The sequence below is a fragment of the Parafrankia sp. Ea1.12 genome, assembly GCF_900465275.1.
Taxonomy (GTDB): domain Bacteria; phylum Actinomycetota; class Actinomycetes; order Frankiales; family Frankiaceae; genus Parafrankia; species Parafrankia soli.
In genome coordinates, this window is sequence record NZ_UBIZ01000296.1 from 18,501 (window position 1) to 37,210 (window position 18,710).

The window sequence follows — 18,710 nt, forward strand, 5'->3', positions numbered from 1 at the left end:
GCGGGGCCCCCTGGGCCCGCGGGTGGAGACGCGGCCGGAGGGGTGGCGCCTGGTGGATCGCCGCGGCCTGCTGAAGGCCGCCGGGATGGCCGCCGTCGCGGCGCCCGCCACGAGCCTGCTGGCGGCCTGCGGGGGCGGTGGCTCCGGTGGTTCCGGCGCACGCTCGGTGCGCATCGGCATGGTCAGCCCGCGCACGGGCTCGCTGCGGCTCTATTCCGAGGTCGACGCGCATGTCGTCGAGACAATGCGCACGATCTTCAAGGATGGCATCCGGGTCGGCCGGAGCACCCTGCCGGTGGAGATCTTCGTTCGGGACGGCCAGTCCGACCGCAACCGGGCCGCGGCCGCCGCGACCGACCTCATCTTCACCGACCAGGTGGATGTCGTCCTGGTCGGCGGCACCTCGGACAACGCCAACCCGGTGTCCGACGCGTGCGAGGCCAACGGCGTCCCGTGTATCTCCACCGAGGCTCCGTGGGAGTCGTGGTTCTACGGGCGCGGCGGCAACGCCCAGGCGCCGTTCTCCTGGACCTACCACTTCTACTGGGGCATGGGCGACCTGCGGGGCGCCTACACGACCATGTGGGGGCAGCTGGACGTACCCCGCGTGGTCGCCCTGCTGCTTCCCAATGACCAGGACGGCGTCACCTTCTCCAACGGCGTGTTCGGCCTGCCCGCGCTGGCCCAGGCCGGCTTCCAGATACTTTCCGACGTCCCGCCCTATTCGGTCGGTGAACGTGACTTCAGTGCACAGGTCCAGAAGATCATCGATAACGACGTGGAGATCGTCGCGGGTGTACCCAATCCGGACGACTTCGCCGTGTTCTGGCGGACGCTGAACGACCGGAACTACCTCCCGAAGGCCGTCACCATGTCGAAGGCGCTGGCCTTCGAGCGGGACGTGGAGAACCTCGGTGCGACCGCGAACGGTTTCACCACCGAGGTCAGCTGGTCGCCGAAGCACCAGTTCCGCAGCTACCTCACGAACCGCACCGCGGAGGAGCTGGCCAGCGAGTACGTCGACCAGACAGGACGGCCCTGGGCCCCGTCCCTGGGCTTCACCCACGCGCTGTACGAGGTGCTGGCCCAGGCGCTGGTGAACGTCGACTCCATCGACAACGCGCGCGGCATCGCCGACGCCATCGCCCGGGTGAAGGCGAACACGATCGTGGGCACCGTCACCTTCGGTGGGGCCCAGAACGTCCCCAAGAACGTGGGGAGCATCCCGCTGGTGGGCGGCCAGTGGCGTCAGCAGAACAACACCTTCAACCTGCGCGTCGTCGCCAACAACGGCAGCAACATCGCGCCCGACGGGCCGGTCGAGGACCTGCAGACGGTGCAGAACCGCTGATCCGAGGTACGAAACAGGGCCGGGGCCGGGGCCGGGAACGGCGGCCCCGGCCCCCGGTGGCGGAAGCGGAGGTATCCGGAGCCGGTAGCGGCGCGGGACAGTCCGGAAAAGCCAAAGGCGTGGGGGGTGCTCCGGTTTCGGAGCACCCCCCACGCCTTTCCGACCGGGAGATCCCGGAACGGCGATGCCTCAGGTCCGCGCCGCCGCGCGGGACATCGTGTGCTCGACGACGGCGATCAGCGCGCTCTTCGTGGAGTCGCGGTTACGGGCGTCGCAGGTGATGATCGGGACGGCCTGGTTGATCTGCAGGGCCTCGCGGACATCCTCGATCGAGTGGCGCAGGATCCCGTCGAAGCAGTTCACGCCGACGACGAACGGCAGCTGACGCTGCTCGAAGTAGTCGACCGCCGCGAAGCAGTCCGCCAGCCGTCGGGTGTCCGCCAGTACGATCGCGTCGATGGCACCGCGCACGATGTCGTCCCACATGAACCAGAACCGGTACTGCCCGGGCGTGCCGAACAGGTACAGGATCAGGTCCTCGTCCAGCGAGACGCGGCCGAAGTCCATGGCGACCGTCGTGGTGGTCTTGTCCACGAGGTGGGTGAGGTCGTCGACGTGCGCGCCGGCCTCGGTCATGACGGCCTCGGTGCGCAGCGGGACGATCTCGGACACGGAGCCCACGAACGTCGTCTTGCCGGCGCCGAATCCGCCCGCCACCACGATCTTCACCGAGGTCGTGGCGACGGCGGAGTTGACCCGTCTGTGGTCAGAGCTTTCGAAGGCCACTGAGAACCCTTTCGAGCAACGCGAGATCCGGTGCCTCATCGCGGTCCGGCTGCTGGTGGACGCGGACGAAGCCTTCGTCCGCCATGTCGCCTACCAGGACGCGGGCGACTCCGAGAGGCACCCTCAGACCGGCGGCGATCTCGGCGATGGATCGCACCTGCCGGCACATGGCGGCGATGGTCTGCTGCTCCAGGTTGAGGCTTAGCGCCCGCTCCTCGCCGAGCGGTGTCGTGAAAACGAGTGCCTCGATGGCGAGCTCGTAACGTGACCGAGTCCGCCCGCCGGTCATCGCATAGGGGCGGACGACCGGTCCGGGCGCGTTCTCGGGATCGATGCTCACCCTGACTCCCTGGACCTACCCATGTTCACCGCGGAAGCGTTCCCTGCAGCTCGGCTCGCAGAGCCGGTGTGAGGACGTCCTTGGCACGGGTGACGAGCAGTGCCATCTCGTAACCGACCAGTCCGATGTCGCAGGACGGTGCGGCGAGTACCGCCATGCTGGCCCCGTCGCTGATGGCCATGATGAAAAGGAATCCGAGCTCCATCTCCACGACGGTCTGGGTGACGGCGCCGGCCTCGAAGACCCGGGCGGCTCCGCCGGTGAGGCTCACCAGCCCGGAGGCCACCGCGGCGAGCTGGTCGGCGCGGTCGCGGGGGAATCCGTCCGAGACCGCCAGCAGCAGTCCGTCGGCGGAGACCACCACGGTGTGGGCGACGCCCGGAACCCGGTCGACAAAGTTATTGATCAACCAGTTGAGGTTCTGGGCTTCGGAACTCACGGGTGTCACCGTTCCTCCTGCGCGTCACGTCGGGGGTTCCTCGTGGTGTCCGTTCCGACATCACGTCCCTGCCGCACGCCCTGGTAGAAGCTGGCGAGCCGACCACCGACAACCTCTGGGGAGCGTGTCGTCGGCTCTACTGGGGGACGCCGGCTAGCCGCTGGTTCGGCGCTGCCGGGCACGAGATGGGTCATGGGAACTCGAACCGGAAGTCCGGACCGTGTGGTGCCGCCGGCGCTGGGCTGCCGGAGCTGCTCCGCGGCCTTCCAGCCGGCATCGCCGGCGGACGACCAGGAGCCCTCCGGCGACTGCCCTCCGGCGACCACAGGCTGCGGTCCTGTTTGCGGAGCCTGCCGCGGTGCCTGCGCCGCGCCGGCCGGAACCGGTGCCCCTGGGATCTGTGCCCCGGGAATCGGAGCGCCGAGACCGGGACGGCGGATCCCCCGCGCGGGGGACTCGACGACCGGTTCCCCCCGGGCCGGTGTACGCGGTATCGCGGGAGGCTGCGTGGTGCGGTGCACCGGCGCCGACGGCTGGGGCCGCTGGGGCAGTGGCGTGACCTGGTGGATGGGCTGCTGCGCGGGCGGAGCCTGCCGGGTCGCCGGCGGCTGCTGCCCGGCGCCCTGGGCCCGTACCGGGCCGCGGGTGGGTCGCTGCCCACGCCGCTCACCCTGCCCGTTCGCCGAGCCGTTCGAGGGCGCCGGCGACCTGCGCTGGAACCACGCCGAGACGGAGTCGAAGATCGGCGTGGTGTCGACGTCCTCGCCCTGCTCGGCGGCGGCCAGCTCGCCGGTGTCCTCGGCCTGAGGCTGGACGGGCCGCTCGAGGGGGCCCGTCTCCCTGGGCGTGCGGAACGCGGCGGCCAGGTTGGGGCCGGTCCGCGGGAAGGGCCCGGTCTGGTCGGGACTGGGCCGGGTGGGCGCCCGGTTGAACACCCCGCCCGGCCGGGAGAGCGCGTCCGTCTCCGGCTCGGCGTACATCGAGGTCGGGCCGGTCGGCGGGCCGACCTGCGCCGAGTACTCGTCCTGCTCCGCCTGGGTGTCGGGCAGGAGGTACCCGCCGGTGTCGGCGCGCTCCGGGTCGGGCTCGTCGCCCTCGCCGCCGCGGCCGATCGCCATCGGGTAGGTGTACGGGTGCTCCCCGGTGTGCGGGTCGACGTCGTTCTGGCCGTCCAGGCGCTGGGGCAGCGGGCCCGAGTCGAACGCCTCGAGCGCGAACTCGGCGGAGTCCTCGGGACCGGTCTGGCCCTGGGTCGGGAACGGGCCGCTCTCCTCGCGCCGGGACTGCCCCGACCCGTTGAGCATGCGCTCGTCGGGGCCGTCGCCGGGGTGGTGCCCGTTGCGGGCGGGCCCGTCCGCCTGGCCCCCGCCTCCACCGAACAGGGACACGGGGCCGCTGTCGGGGGAGCCTCCGGAGGATGGTCCCTGCCCGAAGCCCTGACCCTGCCCGAAGCCCTGCCTCTGCCCGAAGGCCTGCCCGAGGCCCTGACCCTGGCCGAACCCGGAGCCCTGTCCGGGACCCTGGCCGAAGCCCTGCCCGAACCCGGGACCCGTCCCGGTGCCGTTGCTGCCCGGCGCCAGCGAGGATCCGCCGGCGGCGGCGGACGCGGCCGGGTCGACCGTGGGACTGAAGTTGGTGGTCGGCAGGCCACTCCCTGCGCCGTTGCGGTCGCTGCCGCGGGGCAGGGCGAGCCCGCTGGAGCCGCCGCGGGCGACGGCCTCCCGGCCACCGGGCTGGCCGCCCGGCCCTCCGCTGCCCGGCCCGCCACTGCCCGGCCCGATCGCCGCGGCCGGGCGGGGGGCGCTGGGGATCGCGCCGCCGTCGCCCGTGACCAGCTTCGCGGGCAGCCGGACGACCGCGGTGATACCGCCGGACGCCGACTCGCGGAGCTGGACGCGGATCCCGTGCCGGCCGGCCAGGCGACCGACGGCGAACAGACCCATGGTCCGGGAGACGGAGACGTCGACGATCGGCGGGTTCGCGAGCCGGTCGTTGACCCGCTCGAGCTCCTTGGCCGGCATGCCGATGCCCTGGTCCTCGATCTCGATCATCGCGCCGGCACCCGGGCCCAGCGAGTGGCTGGACACCATGACATCGGTGACCGGTGGCGAGTAGGAGGTGGCGTTCTCGAGCAGCTCGGCGATCAGGTGGACGACGTCGCTGACACCGCTGCCGGCGATGGACACCGAGGCCGCCCCGGTCTGCTTGACCCGGGTGTACTGCTCGACCTCGGAGATCGCGGCCAGGACGACCTCGTTGACCGGGACGGGGTGCGTCCAGCGGCGGGCGGTGTCGGTGCCGGCGAGGACCAGCAGGGACTCGTTGTTCCGCCGCATACGGGTGGCGAGGTGGTCGAGCTTGAACAGGTTCGCCAGCTGGTCCGGGTCCTGCTCGCGGTTCTCCAGGTCGTCGATCAGGCGGAGCTGCCGTTCGACGAGGCCCTGGCTTCGGCGGGAGAGGTTCACGAACATCGCGTTGACGTTGTTCCGCAGGACGGCCTGCTCGGACGCGAGCCGGACCGCCTCGCGGTGGACCGCGTCGAAGGCCCGCGCGACTTCGCCGATCTCCTCGTCGGAGTCGATACCGATCGGTTCGACGTCGTCCGAGATGTCCTGATCGCTGGAATCTCGCAGCCGGCGGACCGCCTCGGGCAGTCGCCGGCCGGCGACGTCGAGGGCCGCGGTCCGCAGCGCGAGCAGTGGCCGGACCAGCGAGCGGGCGACGACCACGGCGGCGAGCAGGGCGCTGGCGAGGATGACGACGATCAGCAGACCGGACAGGAGCGCGCCGCGCTGGATCTGGCCGCGCAGCTCGCCGACCCGGTCGTCGGTGATACCCAGCAGGCTGCCGGTGACCTCGGTGCCGAGGTCGATCGTCTCCTTGGTGGCACGCAGCCACTTCTCGGAGTCGATGACCTCCAGGGGCTGCCCGACGGGAGCGTTGAGGACCTGCTCCGTGTACAGAGCGGTGTTCTCGATGTCGTTGTTCTCGTCGGAGTTCAGCTTGTCCCGGTAAATGGTGAGCTCGGCGGGAGTCGCGTCTTCCTCGAACGCTCGGAGCAGTTCCACGCGCTGTGAGTAGGTGCTCAGGAACTCTCGGTAGTCCTCGGTGGTGAATGGACGCCCACTGATCGCCACTCCGTGTACCAGTGCCTGCTCCACGGCGAGTTCCTCGTTCGCCCGGACGAGATGGTCCGTGGCGGTGACGCTCGTGAGGAGTTGCTGGTCGTCGTTGCCCTGAGGGATCCGGACGACGAGATCGATCAACGAGTCGATGAGGGGTTTGTAGACCGCCCGCACCGAGCTCGGGTCCACCATCCGCACGGAGGCCTGGCGCAGCGAGTCCAGGCGGCTCAGCCGGTTGTCGGCCGCCTCCAGAGCCTCCCGGACCTCGGGGCCGAACGACTCCGCGCGCCCCTTGGTGACGTTCTGGTAGGCGGTGTAGGCGTCGTTCACCGCCGCCCGCCGGGACTCGACCGCGGGCAGCGACCCGGTGCGGGCCACGAGGCCCGTGGTGAACGTGCGCTCCTGCTGCAGGGAGTAGACCAGCGTGGACGCCGACCTGCTGATCTCGATCAGATCCCGTACCCGGTTCACGTCACGGGTGCTGGTCAGCACCGATGCCGCCTGGATCGACGAGTTGACCAGGATGGCCACGATCGGCACGGCGAGAATGGCGATCAGCTTGGTGCGCACCCGCCAGTTGGTGGGGTCGGTCACCGCATGACGAAGACTCCGACCACCGGACCGCTCGGGCCGGGGCGGCGTCGGGGGCCGGTCGTCGTGGTGGCCCTCGTCTTCCACGGACGAACCAGCCGCCGTCATCGGCGGCCGGTCTGCGGCCATGCCCGTGCTGCTGGCCATCGGTTGTCTGCGCACGTACCTTCGCAACCTCTCCGCCAGCCTCCCGGAACAGGGTCGTACCAGGATGGCTCGGTATCGGGCCCGGATGTCCCTCACAACGCACCTTAGCGGTACGTACTGAGCACCCGAAAGGCGCCCACCGTACGCCCGTTGTCGGGCTGAGGCCAGTTGTGGGCGGTTTGCGCCGAGTTAGTCACGGATGACCTCCTCGGTGAGCACTGTCGGTCGGTCTGTCCATCGTCATCAGTGACGTTCAAGGAGCCTTAACGATGGCATCTGGGGGTTCATCGCGTTCGGTGGCCCGTTCGATCGATCGAACGGTTCGTCCGATCGAACGGTTCGTCGGTTCGGCGGTCGTTCGTCAGCGGTTCGCCGCGATGGCCGAAGGCGGCCCCAATGGGGGGGCGAGTGCACGGCCATGCCGCCTGACGCTCGGGTCCACCGTCCTCCGTAGGCTTGATGGGTGAACGAGTCACCTCGCGCCAGCTATGGCTCCACCGGCGCACATCCCGGTTACGATCCGGTTCTCGTGATCGACTTCGGCGCCCAGTACGCCCAGTTGATCGCTCGGCGCGTTCGCGAGTGCCATGTGTACTCGGAGATCGTCCCGTGGGATATGCCGGTAGCCGAGATCCTGGCCCGGCGCCCGGCCGCGCTCATCCTCTCTGGCGGGCCGAAGTCCGTCTACTCCCCGGGTGCCCCCCGGGTCGACCCCGCGCTGTTCGCCGCCGGGGTGCCCGTCCTGGGCATCTGCTACGGCCACCAGGTGATGGCGCAGGCGCTGGACGGCACGGTCGCCCGCACCGGCACCGCCGAGTACGGAGCCACCCGGCTGCGGGTGGCCGACCCCGGGGTGCTCTTCGACGGCCTCCCCACCAGCCAGCAGGTCTGGATGTCGCACGGCGACTCGGTGACCGCCGCGCCCCCCGGTTTCCGGGTGACCGCGTCGACGCCGTCCACCCCGGTCGCGGCGTTCGAGGACCCCACCCGCAGGCTCTACGGCGTGCAGTTCCACCCCGAGGTCGTGCACAGCGAGCGCGGGATGGACGTCCTGCGGCACTTCCTGCTGGTCGGCGCGGGCTGCCGGCCGTCCTGGACGATGATCAACATCGTCGAGGAGGCCGTGACCGCGGTGCGGGCACAGGTCGGCAACGGCCGGCTGATCTGCGGCCTGTCCGGCGGGGTCGATTCGGCGGTGGCCGCCGCGCTGGTGCAGCGAGCCGTCGGTGACACCCTGACCTGCGTGTTCGTCGACCACGGGCTGTTGCGGGCGGGCGAGGCGGAACAGGTCGAACGCGACTTCGTCGCCTCCACCGGCGTCGACCTCGTCCACGTGAAGGCGGCGGACCGCTTCGCCTCCGCGCTGGCCGGGGTGACGGATCCGGAGCAGAAGCGGAAGATCATCGGTCGGGAGTTCATCCGCGTCTTCGAGGAGTCCGCGCGTGAGCTCGACGCCCGCGCGGAGGCGGAGGGAACGCACATCGGTTTCCTCGTCCAGGGCACTCTCTACCCGGACGTCATCGAGTCCGGCTCGCCCACCGCCGCCAAGATCAAGTCTCATCACAATGTCGGCGGGCTGCCGGACGACCTGCAGTTCGACCTGGTCGAGCCGCTGCGCACCCTGTTCAAGGACGAGGTCCGCCGGCTCGGCGAGGAGCTCGGCCTGCCCGAGGACATCGTCTGGCGCCAGCCGTTCCCGGGCCCGGGGCTGGCCGTCCGCATCATCGGTGAGGTCACCCCCGAGCGGCTCGAGATCGTCCGGGCCGCCGACGCGGTCGTCCGGGACGAGATCCGCCGGGCGGGGCTCGACCGGGAGATCTGGCAGGTCTTCGCCGTGCTGCTGGCGGACGTCCGGTCGGTCGGCGTCCAGGGCGACGAGCGGACCTACGGCTTCCCGGTGGTGCTGCGCGCGGTGACCAGCGAGGACGCGATGACCGCCGACTGGGCTCGGCTGCCCTACGACCTGCTGGAACGCATCAGCAACCGGGTCGTCAACGAGGTTGGGCAGGTCAACCGGGTCGTCTACGACATCACCTCGAAGCCGCCGGGCACGATCGAGTGGGAGTAGCCCCCCACGGGTGAGGCTGGCGCCGCGGCCGCGGCGCCGTGCCGTGCTACGGGCCGTCCGCGCTACGGGGCGGGCGGCCCGGCCGGCGTCCGTCGTCGGCCGTCCGCCAGGGCGTCAGCCGCCTGCCGGAGCGTCCGCCGGGACGTCCTACCAGGCTCTCCGTCGCCCGTCGGGGTGGCGTTGCGTGATTCGTGTCCGGGTATTGCCGTCAAATGGTGTCGGGTGCTGATTCGCCTCCTGGGGAATCGCGTCAGCCACCCGTCGGAAAGTTGCCAGTGCCTGCGCGGGGCGGGTCGTATTGCGCCCGCCGGCGGTTGTCCGCGCACGCCGGCGCCCTTCCCGTGGACCGGCCCGGCGGCATCGAGATGCGCCGCCCGTTCCGGGCGGACATGTCGCCACATCTGGCCGGACTTCGCGCTCCCGCATCTCGCCAGACGCCATTCGTCGCCGTTCCCGGCGGCACCGCGCCGGTGACTTCCCAGGCGACTTCCGTACCCGTCGAGATCTCTTGCGAGACATTCTTGTTGGCGGGTTGTGGGCCGTACGTCTTGTTTGTGGAGCAAAAAGACGGCGAATGCTGCCCGAATCGGGGCATTTAGGGTGTTCCCGTGCGCGGTTGACGGGTCGTCGGCGCCGCGCCCGTCGGTGATCTCCCCGGCGCCGCGGACCGTGGAAGCCGGGCGGCCGGTGCGCCCGCACACCTGCCGCTGCGGTGGTTCCCCGGTGGAGGGGCCGGTTTGACTACGCCCGAGCCGCGGAGCACGCTGGATGAGTGCCGCAGCACCTCATGGTGATTACGTAGGCGCGTGACCGTCCTCGAACGGGTCGCGCGCCCAGCCCTTCCGCCCTACGGCGGGGGGCTTTTTTGTTTGCCGCGGCCACAGCGAGGTGGCCGCCGAGCCACCCAGGAGATCTTCGATGACATCACCATCCGTGAGCGGGCCCTCGGCTACCGGCGCCTCGCCGTCCCGGGTGGGCGACACGGCTGACGCTGACGACACGGGAGATCGCGAGGCCGTGGCAGCTCCGGCCGTAACTCCGGTCACCCCGGCCGCCGCCCGGGTCGGAGCGCGGCCGGGGCTGCTGCGGCCAGGCAGCGCGCGCAGGGCGTCCACGCGACGTACGTTCGGCCCCCGAGCGGCCGCGTCCGGCCGGGAAGCAGGATGCCGCCCAGGCAACGGCACCCCGCTGCCGCCCGATGCCACGGTGCCGGCAGGAACGCTGGCTGCTGAGGCGCTGGCTGCAGAGGCGCTGTCGGTCGGCGCGCTGGCGGTCGACGTCGCCGACGTGGTGGCCGCCGCCGACGGGCTGCGGGGGGTCGCCCGGCGCACCCGGGTCGTGGCCGACGCCGACCTGACCCGGCTCACCGGCTCGCCGGTCTGGCTCAAGTGCGAACACGAGCAGCACACCGGTTCGTTCAAGCTGCGCGGCGCATATCACCGGATCGCGGCCGCTGGCCCGCACGCCCGCGAGCGGGGGGTCGTGGCCGCGAGCGCGGGTAACCACGCGCAGGGCGTCGCCTTCGCCGCGGCCCGGTTCGGCGTCGAAGCGACGATCTTCGTGCCGGAGAGCGCCAACCCGTCGAAGGTCGCCAGCACCCGGCGTTGGGGCGCCCGGGTCGAGTACGTCCCGGGCGGGGTCGACGCGGCGCTCGCGGCGGCGGCCGCGTTCGCGAACGAGGGCGGCCGGCTGCTGGTCCATCCCTTCGACGACGCCGCCGTCATCGCCGGGCAGGGGACGATCGGGCTGGAACTGCTCGAGCAGGTCCCGAACCTCTCCACCGTCATCGTCGGAGTTGGCGGTGGTGGTCTCCTGTGTGGCCTTGCCGTAGCGATCAAGGGCCTGCGCCCGGACGTCCGCGTCATCGGCGTCCAGTCCGCCGCCGCGCCGGCCTTCGCCACATCCTTCCGCGCCGGTCGCCGCGTCACGGTGCCCCCGGGCAGCGCCGGCACGACGGAGACGGTCGGCCAGCCGGGAACCGCCGCCGGCACCATCGCCGACGGGATGGCCGTGGCCGCGCCCGGGCGGCTCACCCTCGAGCTCGCCACCCGTCTCGTCGACGACGTCGTCACGGTCGACGAGAGTGCGTTCTGGGAGGCGATGGTCCTGCTGCGCCGGGCGGGCCAGCGGGTGGAGCCCGCGGGCGCGGCGGGTGTCGCCGCGTTGCTGCGGACCCCCCGGCTCGCGGTCGGGCCCACCGCGGTGGTGATCTCCGGCGGCAACCTTGACCCGGCCGTCGACGCCAGGGTCGCCGCACTCGCCGGCGCCGGTGCTCTCAGCGCTGCCGGTACCGGCAGCGTCGGTGCCGACCCGGCCGGCTCGGCCGCGGGCCGTCGAACGGTTGCCTGACCGCCCGCGGCGCCGACCGGCGGGCCTGTGCCCGGAGGTTGGGGCAGGCGAGACCCGGCCGCGAGGGCTCGGGCGGGGCATGGAAGTGTCGGACCCGCCCGGCAGCATGGCGTGGCGGTCGGCGTGGCCGCGGCGCCGGGTGGTTGGCCCGTCGAACGTACGATCGAGGTCTGATGAGCACTCTTTTCGACGACACCTTCGGCCCCGGGGCCCTGGTCGACGGCGGTGCCCCGGCCGGCTCCGGCGACGGCCACGAGCCGCACGGTGATCTTCCCGGTGGCGGTCGGGCGTCCCGTGGGGCCTTCGGCCCGGCGGTGCTCGAGCAGGGCGGAGCCACCCGCGCCCGGGCGCCCAGGCTCGACCCGGACGAGCTGCTCGAGGGGCTCAACCCGCAGCAGCGTGCCGCGGTGGTGCATGCCGGCTCGCCGTTGCTGGTCGTCGCGGGTGCCGGGTCCGGCAAGACCCGCGTGCTCACGCACCGGATCGCGTACCTGCTCGCGGCGCGCGGCGCGCGGCCCGGCGAGATCCTCGCGATCACCTTCACCAACAAGGCCGCCGGCGAGATGAAGGAGCGCGTCGAGGCGATCGTGGGCGGCCGCGCCCGGGCGATGTGGGTGAGCACCTTCCACTCCGCCTGCGTGCGCATCCTGCGCTCGGAGGCGAGCCGGCTTGGCTTCGGCTCCTCCTTCTCGATCTACGACGCGGCGGACGCCCAGCGCCTCATCACGCTGGTCACCAGGGATCTCGACCTCGATCCGAAGCGGCACACGGCCCGTGGGCTCGCCGCGGCGATCAGTGCGCTGAAGAACGAGCTGGTCGACTGGGAGACGGCCCGGGACAGGGCCACGAACCACATCGAGCGCACGGTCGCCGAGGTCTACGCCGCCTACCAGCAGCGCCTGACCCAGGCGAACGCGCTGGACTTCGACGACCTGATCATGACCACGGTCAACCTGCTACAGGCGTTCCCGGACGTCGCCGAGCACTACAGGCGCCGGTTCCGCCACGTCCTGGTGGACGAGTACCAGGACACCAACCACGCCCAGTACGTGCTCATCCGTGAGCTCGTGGGCCGCTCGGCGTCCTCGGCTGACGAGCCGGCTGCGGGCTCCGGCGAGGCTGTGTACTCCGGCGGTTCCGCGGAGCCCGACGGTTCCTCGGAGTACGGCGGTTCCGCTGAGCCCGACGGGGCGGGGTGGCCCGCGAAGGCGGTGCCGCCGTCGGGTGCCGTTCCGCCCGCGGAGCTGTGTGTCGTCGGTGACGCGGACCAGTCGATCTACGCCTTCCGTGGCGCGAACATCCGCAACATCGTCGAGTTCGAGCAGGACTTCCCGAACGCGGCGGTCATCCTGCTGGAGCAGAACTACCGCTCCACGCAGACGATCCTCTCCGCGGCGAACGCGGTCATCGCCCGCAACGCCCAGCGCAAGCCCAAGCGCCTGTGGTCGGACGCCGGTGACGGCGAGCGGATCGTCGGCTTCGTCGCCGACAACGAGCACGACGAGGCCGCGTTCGTCGCGGAGGAGATCGACCGCCTCGGCGACGAGAACCTGGCCAGGCCGGCGGACGTCGCCGTCTTCTACCGGACGAACGCGCAGAGCCGCGTGTTCGAGGAGATCTTCATCCGGGTCGGCCTGCCGTACCGGGTCGTCGGCGGCGTCCGGTTCTACGAGCGCCGCGAGATCCGTGATCTTCTCGCCTACCTGCGGGTGCTGGTGAACCCGACGGACACGGTGAACCTGCGGCGCATCCTGAACGTTCCGCGGCGCGGCATCGGTGACCGCGCGGAGGCGATGGTCTCGGCCTTCGCCGAGCGGGAGCGGATCGCCTTCTCCGAGGCGCTCACCCGGGTGGACGAGGTACCCGGCGTGGCGACCAGGTCGGCCCGCTCGATCCGAGATTTCGTCGCCCTCCTGGAGGGCCTGCGCGAGCAGCTGCCCGCTGGCCCGCTGGCCGTGATCGAGGCGACGCTGGAACGGACGGGCTACCTCTCGGAGCTGGTCGCGGAGGACACCATCGAGGCACAGGGCCGGGTGGAGAACCTGCGCGAACTCGTCGGGGTCGTCCAGGAGTTCACCGAGCGGCGCCCGGACGGCACCCTCGCCGAGTTCCTGGAGCAGGTGGCGCTCGTCGCCGACGCCGACCAGATACCCGACGACGACGGCTCGGACGGCGTGGTCACGCTGATGACCCTGCACAGCGCGAAGGGCCTCGAGTTCCCCGTCGTGTTCCTGACCGGGCTCGAGGACGGCGTCTTCCCGCACATGCGCACGCTTGGTGACCCGACCGGGCTGGAGGAGGAGCGCCGGCTCGCCTACGTGGGCGTCACCCGGGCCCGTGCGAGGCTGTACCTCACCAGGTCCCAGGTACGCAGCGCCTGGGGGCAGCCGGCCTACAACCCGCCGTCCCGGTTCCTGGGGGAGGTGCCGGACTCGCTCGTGGAGTGGCGGCGGCTGCCCGAGCCTGCCCCGGCCGCGGGCGGTGGGCGGTTCTCCGGCGGTGGGTCGGCGGGCGCGGGCAACGGTTCCGGTGGGTCCGGCGGGAAGCTGCCGAGCTCCCCGTTCGGGGCGAAGCCCAGCCGCCCGGCGGCGCGTCCGATCATCGAGCTGACCCCCGGCGACCGTGTCACCCACGACACGTTCGGTCTCGGTGTGGTCGTCACGACGAGCGGGGTGGGGGACTCGCGCCAGGCCAAGGTCGACTTCGGCGCCGAGACCGGCACGAAGGACCTCCTCCTGCGCTACGCCCCGGTCGAGAAGCTCTAGCCCGGAGGTCTGGCGGCGCGGCGGCGTGGGGCGTGGGGCGAGGTCAGCCCGCGTCGGCTGTCGCCGACGCCGCGGTCGGCAGGGCACCGAGGTCGTAGTCGTAGAGCCAGCCGGTCGCCCGTTCGTACATCCGCGGGAAGACGATCGGCATGATCAGGTCACGCAGCCGGGCGGCCACCGGGCCCGCGGTCTTGGCATCGCGGTTCGCGATGGCGGCCTTCACCATTTTCCCGAGCCGGTCGCCGCGCAGCCGGTCGTAGACCGCCAGCGCGTCGCTCGTAGTGGTCCGCCGGCCGAGCTCCCGCGCGAGGACGACGGCGTCCTCCAGCGCCATCGACGCGCCCTGCCCGGCGCCCACCGGATGGGCCGCGTCGCCGATCAGGACGATCCGGCCGTCATGGTGACCACGCACGAGCGGCAGGGTGTGCAGGAGCGTGCCGCCGTGCACGCGGGTCGTCGCGCGCAGGACGGCGACGGCCCGCTGAAGGAGAACCTGCTGCAGGCCCTGCTGGCCGACATGCACGGGCAGGCGGGCGAGGCGATGGCGGACGGGGCGATGCCGGGCGCGGGGGAGGAACCGGGGGATGGCACGGAGCATCCCCGCGAGCACGACCTCACCGACCGCGCGCAGATGCGTGCGCACCTGGCCGTGGCCTGGCGAGTGATGCGGGCCAACCTGCCGGTCGTGGTCGCGCTGTACGAGTCGGCCATCACCCGGGGGGTCCGGTCGGATGCCCTGTGGGAGCAGCTCGTCCAGGACACGGCCGTGCTGCGCGAGCACCTGGAGTACCTGCGGGACCGCGGCCACCGGCTGCCCGGCGAGCCGGTTCTCGTCGCCGCGGCGATGGGGGCGCTGCTGTCGACGCTGGCCTACGCCCTGCTTCCGTCGAACGAGGCCGGCTTCTCCGACGAGGAAGTCGTCGGCACGCTCACCGAGCTGTTGCTCGCCGGTGTGCGGGGCGAGTCGCCGGAGGCCGGTGACCCGAGCTAGCGGCTCGGCCTCGGCGACTCGGTCGCACCAGGCTCGGTCTCAGTAGTGGACGCCGTGACCGGCGAGCCAGGTCAGCGGGTCGACCTTCGTCCCGTACTGGCCGTTGAGGCGGACCTCGAAGTGCAGGTGCGGACCGGTGGACTTGCCGGTGTTGCCCTCCAGGCCGATCTGCTCGCCGGTGGCGACCTCCTGCCCGAGTCGCACGTCGATGCGCGACAGGTGGCCGTAGCTGGTCACCACGTTGTTCTCGTGCATGATCTGCACAAAATTGCCGTATCCCGACTCCCAGCCGGCGTAGATGACGGTGCCGCGGTGCGCCGCGTGGATCGGCGTCCCGTGCGCCGCGCCGAAGTCCACGCCGATGTGACGGTTGGCGCCGCCGAATCCCTGGGTGATCCGTGCCTCGATCGGGCGGACCCACCGGGCGGCCTCCAGCCGCTCGGTCTCGGCGGCGGTCGCCGCGGCGTGCTGGCTCAACGTGGCCGCGGCCTCGCGGGCCACGATCTGGTCGGTGACCTGCAGGTAGGCGCTCAGCCGGCGCTGGGCCTCGGCGGCCTCGCCGTCGGGGGCCCCGGCGGAGAGATCGTCCGTTCCGTCGGCGGAGATGACGTTGACCGTTCCCGGCGCGGTACCGCTCGGGCCGGCGGACGCGCCGAGCACAGTGCCGGTCGGTCGGATCTCGGGCGACGGGGAGGTCTCCGAGTGCGCCACCCCGGTACTGTTGATCATGACAAGCCCGATGGTGGACGCCACCGCGGTGGCGACACCCGTGCGCCGTAGCTGGATGGCGGTGAAACCCGATCTACCGAACGCGGACGAGTCCTGCTCGTCGGAGGATCCAGCATTCCGGCGGCGGCGTGCTCCGTGTTCGGATCTCGGGAACTGCGGTCGCATCAACACGCACTCCCATGGTCGCAAGGCATCCGCCGGACAAACCGGTCGGGGAGGGGGACCTCTAAACCGATGAGGAGGCTACACCGTGCGATTCGGACAGATACCCCTAGCTAGCCACAAAGATGTGGCACTTTCGTGGTGGTCTGTGACGGTTGGCGACCGCCGGCGGAGTCCGTGGCCAGCCTGCGGGCGATCATGTGCGCCACCCCGCTGCTGAACGGCAGGCCGTGGTGCCCCGCCCCCTCGACGACCACGTTCTCGGTCACCAGGTCGGGATGGGTGAGCGCCGCCTCGCCCGGGCGGACCACCGTGTCGAGGCCGCCGGCGACGGCGATGAAGCGGGTCCGGACGCCGGGAGCCGGCTCGACGAGCTCCCTCAGCAGCGGTGAACCGGGGCGAAGCTGGCTGACGAGCCGGTAGGAGACGGCCTTCGGAACCAGGCAGGCCAGCCGGGTGCCGTTGTGTGGCGTCGCCAGCGTGACCAGGGTCTGCACGTGGTCGCCGCCGCCGAGCCGCTGCACGTAGTAGCGGGCCACCAGGCCGCCGAGCGAGTGGGCGACGATGTGCACGCCGGTGTCGCCGTGGCGGCCGGCGACCTGCTCGACGGTCTCGGCGAGCTGCGCCGCGGCCGCCTGGACGCTCGTCGCGAACAGCGGGATGTCCACCGAGGTCACAGTCGTGAAGCCGCGGCGGCGCAGGGAGCGTTCCAGCCGGGCGAACACGGACCGGTTGTCGACGAGGCCGTGTACCAGCAGGATCGGCGTCCCGGCCGCCATCGGGTCGCCGATGAGCAGGCCGCGTTGCAATGGTGTCAGGCCGGCGAGCCGGTAGCGGTCGGCGAGTCCGTCGTCGTCGCGGCGCCGGCGCGGCAGTGCCGCGGCCGGGTAGAGCGCGGCGTGGGTGGCCAGGCAGGCGGCCTCGACCACGAGGCCCTTCACGCCGTCGAGCTGGGCGCCGCCGATTCGGGTGAACAGCCGAGTGCCGATGACCGTCCCCTTCGTGACGACCTGTCTCCCGTGGCAGGTTGGGTTAACGACGTTACAGAAAGCCACCCAATCCTGTCGACCATTTTGCCCTTCGTTGGCGAAGGCGGACATCACTGTCGCGCATCGTCAGCTCGGTCAGCACCTCGGTCACCCGGTGTGCCAGGCCGGGCGGACCGGTGTCGCGCGGCGTGAGGACGCCGTCGGCGAAACCCAGGCTGACCAGGTCCGACGGGCGCAGCCCCGCGGTGTCCGCGGCCTGCTCGACGCTGATCCGGAGCGTGGTGGCCGTGCCCTCGGGTGACAGCGCCGTGACGTAACTGTCCGGCGACATCAGGACCACATCGGTACAGCACGCCGCCAGCGCCCCACCCGAGCCGCCCTCACCGACGATCACGGAGAGCGTCGGCGACGCGCAGCCGAGCACCTCCGCCATCGCCGCGCCGATCTCGGCCGCGATGCCACCCGCCTCGGCCGCTGGCCCGCACTCCGCCCCCGGGGTGTCGACCAGCGTGACGAGTGGCAGGCCGAGCCGGCTGGCGAGGCCCGCGGCCCGCACGAGCAGCCGGTACCCGGCCGGCCCCGGCGCGCCGCCGCGTTCGACCGCCAGCGCGACCCCCACGGCGCGCGGCCCGAGCCCGCCTGCGCCGGGTTCACCGCCTGCGCTCAATTCCCCGTCGGCGCTGTGTTCCCCGTCGGTGACGGGCGTCCCGGCCAGCCGGCCGACCCGGGCGCGCACCGTGCGGTCCGGGCCGGTCAGGTCCACCCCGGCGGGGAACAGGCCGTCCAGGATGTCGCCCGCATGCCTGCGCTGGCCGGTGCGGGCGGCGAGGACCTGTTCCCACCCGCCGCGGGCCGGTGCCGGCCCACTCCCCGCCCGGCTGGCGTCGGCCCGGCTGGCGTCGGCCCGGCTGGCGTCGGCCCGGCTGTTGTCGGCGATGCCGGCCCGGTCGCCGTCGGCGTCTGTCCTGGCGGGCCGGTCGGGTGCGCGCGCGGCGGGCAGGACACGGGCGGGAACGGCGACCGCGTCCAGCGCGCGCCGCAGCCACGAGGCGACGGCGGCTGGCGCGACGGCCGCGTCCACCAGCCCGGCGGCGTGGGCGGCCGCCGCCGTGTGGCTGGCGCCGGCCGGGGGAGCCTCGCCGGTGACCGCGGCCACCACCCGGGGCCCGGCGAACCCCACCGTCGCGCCCAGCACGGCGCACCGCAGATCGGCGCGGGAGCCCACGGTGACCCACATCCCGCCGGTGGTCGGCTGGTCCGAGACGGCGACATGGGGGAGGCCCGCCGCGGCGACCTCGGCGAGCGCGAGGGACACCCGGGCCAGCCCCACCAGCCCGGCCACGCCCTCCTGCAGCCGCGTCCCACCGCTGCGCACGAGTGACACCAGCGGAAGCCGCCCGGCGACGGCCGCGCCCGCCGCGTCCGCGAACGCGCCCGCGTCGGCCTCCCCGAAGCTGCCCCCGTTGACCGCGAAGTCCCAGACCGCGACGACGGCGTCCACGCCCTCGACCGGGCCGGTGCCCCACCACAGCGCGGGACGTCCGTCGTAGCCCGGCCAGCCGAGGCGGTTGGGCGCGCCGGCGACGGCGGGCCGGCGGATGACATCGGCCAGGACGGCGGCCCGCCAGTCCCGGGCCGTGGCGGTGGAATCGCGCTCAGCCATGCCTACAGATCCTCGCCGCGATCGGCTCCGGCAGTGCTGTGACGTGTGGGATCGCTCGTCCGCCCGCCCCCGGTCACCGTCGGCCCGCCACGGCCGGCCGGTCTGCCCGTTCCCGCCGGGGTCCTGAATCGTCCGGCGCCGGCACGCCGTCCCGCGGCCGGGGCGCCGCAGGTGGGATGCCGCGGCTGGGATGAGGCGGGCGAGGCAGGCTCGGA

At 72.3% G+C, this 18,710-nt stretch carries 13 protein-coding genes; 5 read left to right on the forward strand and 8 right to left on the reverse strand.

The window, feature by feature from the left end:
* Window positions 1–52 precede the first annotated feature (52 nt).
* Window positions 53–1,351: an ABC transporter substrate-binding protein gene (locus FMEAI12_RS15230; protein ID WP_235014023.1), complete on the forward strand. Its 1,299-nt coding sequence runs from the start codon at window positions 53–55 to the stop codon at window positions 1,349–1,351.
* 189 nt (window positions 1,352–1,540) lie between these two features.
* Here the strand turns inward: FMEAI12_RS15230 and FMEAI12_RS15235 are convergent, their stop codons facing one another.
* From FMEAI12_RS15235 to FMEAI12_RS15250, 4 genes are read right to left on the reverse strand one after another with little or no spacing between them, the layout of a single operon-like run.
* A complete protein-coding gene (locus FMEAI12_RS15235; RefSeq protein ID WP_112106535.1) occupies window positions 1,541–2,137 on the reverse strand; it encodes an ATP/GTP-binding protein in 597 nt (198 codons plus the stop codon).
* Window positions 2,118–2,477: a DUF742 domain-containing protein gene (locus FMEAI12_RS15240; RefSeq protein WP_006541596.1), complete on the reverse strand. Its 360-nt coding sequence runs from the start codon at window positions 2,475–2,477 to the stop codon at window positions 2,118–2,120. Before FMEAI12_RS15240 ends, FMEAI12_RS15235 begins: the two co-directional genes overlap by 20 nt.
* Window positions 2,478–2,502: 25 nt before the next feature.
* Entirely contained in the window at window positions 2,503–2,925 is a 423-nt protein-coding gene (locus tag FMEAI12_RS15245) for a roadblock/LC7 domain-containing protein (protein ID WP_020463433.1), read from the reverse strand.
* Window positions 2,922–6,635, reverse strand: coding sequence for a nitrate- and nitrite sensing domain-containing protein (locus tag FMEAI12_RS15250; RefSeq protein WP_235014024.1), 3,714 nt, complete (start codon window positions 6,633–6,635; stop codon window positions 2,922–2,924). The genes FMEAI12_RS15245 and FMEAI12_RS15250 overlap by 4 nt, the downstream gene beginning before the upstream one ends.
* A gap of 607 nt (window positions 6,636–7,242) precedes the next feature.
* Here FMEAI12_RS15250 and guaA point away from each other — a divergent pair.
* From guaA to pcrA, 3 genes are all read left to right on the forward strand, one after another.
* On the forward strand, window positions 7,243–8,847 hold the full coding sequence (gene guaA / locus FMEAI12_RS15255; RefSeq protein ID WP_071066107.1) for a glutamine-hydrolyzing GMP synthase: 1,605 nt from the start codon (window positions 7,243–7,245) through the stop codon (window positions 8,845–8,847).
* A 918-nt stretch (window positions 8,848–9,765) separates the two neighbouring features.
* Window positions 9,766–11,196 carry a pyridoxal-phosphate dependent enzyme gene (locus FMEAI12_RS15260; protein ID WP_112106537.1) on the forward strand — a complete coding sequence of 477 codons (1,431 nt, stop codon included), beginning with the start codon at window positions 9,766–9,768 and terminating at the stop codon, window positions 11,194–11,196.
* A gap of 173 nt (window positions 11,197–11,369) precedes the next feature.
* The gene (pcrA, locus tag FMEAI12_RS15265; RefSeq protein ID WP_112106538.1) at window positions 11,370–13,961 is read left to right on the forward strand and encodes a DNA helicase PcrA; all 2,592 of its coding nucleotides are present in this window, start codon (window positions 11,370–11,372) and stop codon (window positions 13,959–13,961) included.
* Between the two features lie 43 nt (window positions 13,962–14,004).
* On the opposite strand, the gene FMEAI12_RS15270 is transcribed toward pcrA, so the two are convergent.
* Window positions 14,005–14,409: an FAD-dependent monooxygenase gene (locus tag FMEAI12_RS15270; RefSeq protein WP_304598624.1), complete on the reverse strand. Its 405-nt coding sequence runs from the start codon at window positions 14,407–14,409 to the stop codon at window positions 14,005–14,007.
* Between FMEAI12_RS15270 and FMEAI12_RS15275 the strand changes: the two genes are divergently transcribed.
* On the forward strand, window positions 14,404–14,952 hold the full coding sequence (locus FMEAI12_RS15275; protein ID WP_200835300.1) for a TetR/AcrR family transcriptional regulator: 549 nt from the start codon (window positions 14,404–14,406) through the stop codon (window positions 14,950–14,952). The two genes, FMEAI12_RS15270 and FMEAI12_RS15275, sit on opposite strands and share 6 nt — an antisense overlap.
* A gap of 39 nt (window positions 14,953–14,991) precedes the next feature.
* Here the strand turns inward: FMEAI12_RS15275 and FMEAI12_RS15280 are convergent, their stop codons facing one another.
* The 3 genes from FMEAI12_RS15280 to FMEAI12_RS15290 form a co-directional block, all read right to left on the reverse strand.
* Complete coding sequence (locus FMEAI12_RS15280) at window positions 14,992–15,846, reverse strand: M23 family metallopeptidase (protein WP_235014025.1); 855 nt, start codon at window positions 15,844–15,846, stop codon at window positions 14,992–14,994.
* 110 nt (window positions 15,847–15,956) lie between these two features.
* The gene (locus FMEAI12_RS15285) at window positions 15,957–16,898 is read right to left on the reverse strand and encodes an alpha/beta fold hydrolase (RefSeq protein WP_071066103.1); all 942 of its coding nucleotides are present in this window, start codon (window positions 16,896–16,898) and stop codon (window positions 15,957–15,959) included.
* The gene (locus tag FMEAI12_RS15290) at window positions 16,885–18,495 is read right to left on the reverse strand and encodes a carboxyl transferase domain-containing protein (protein WP_112106539.1); all 1,611 of its coding nucleotides are present in this window, start codon (window positions 18,493–18,495) and stop codon (window positions 16,885–16,887) included. Before FMEAI12_RS15290 ends, FMEAI12_RS15285 begins: the two co-directional genes overlap by 14 nt.
* Between the last annotated feature and the right edge of the window lie 215 nt (window positions 18,496–18,710).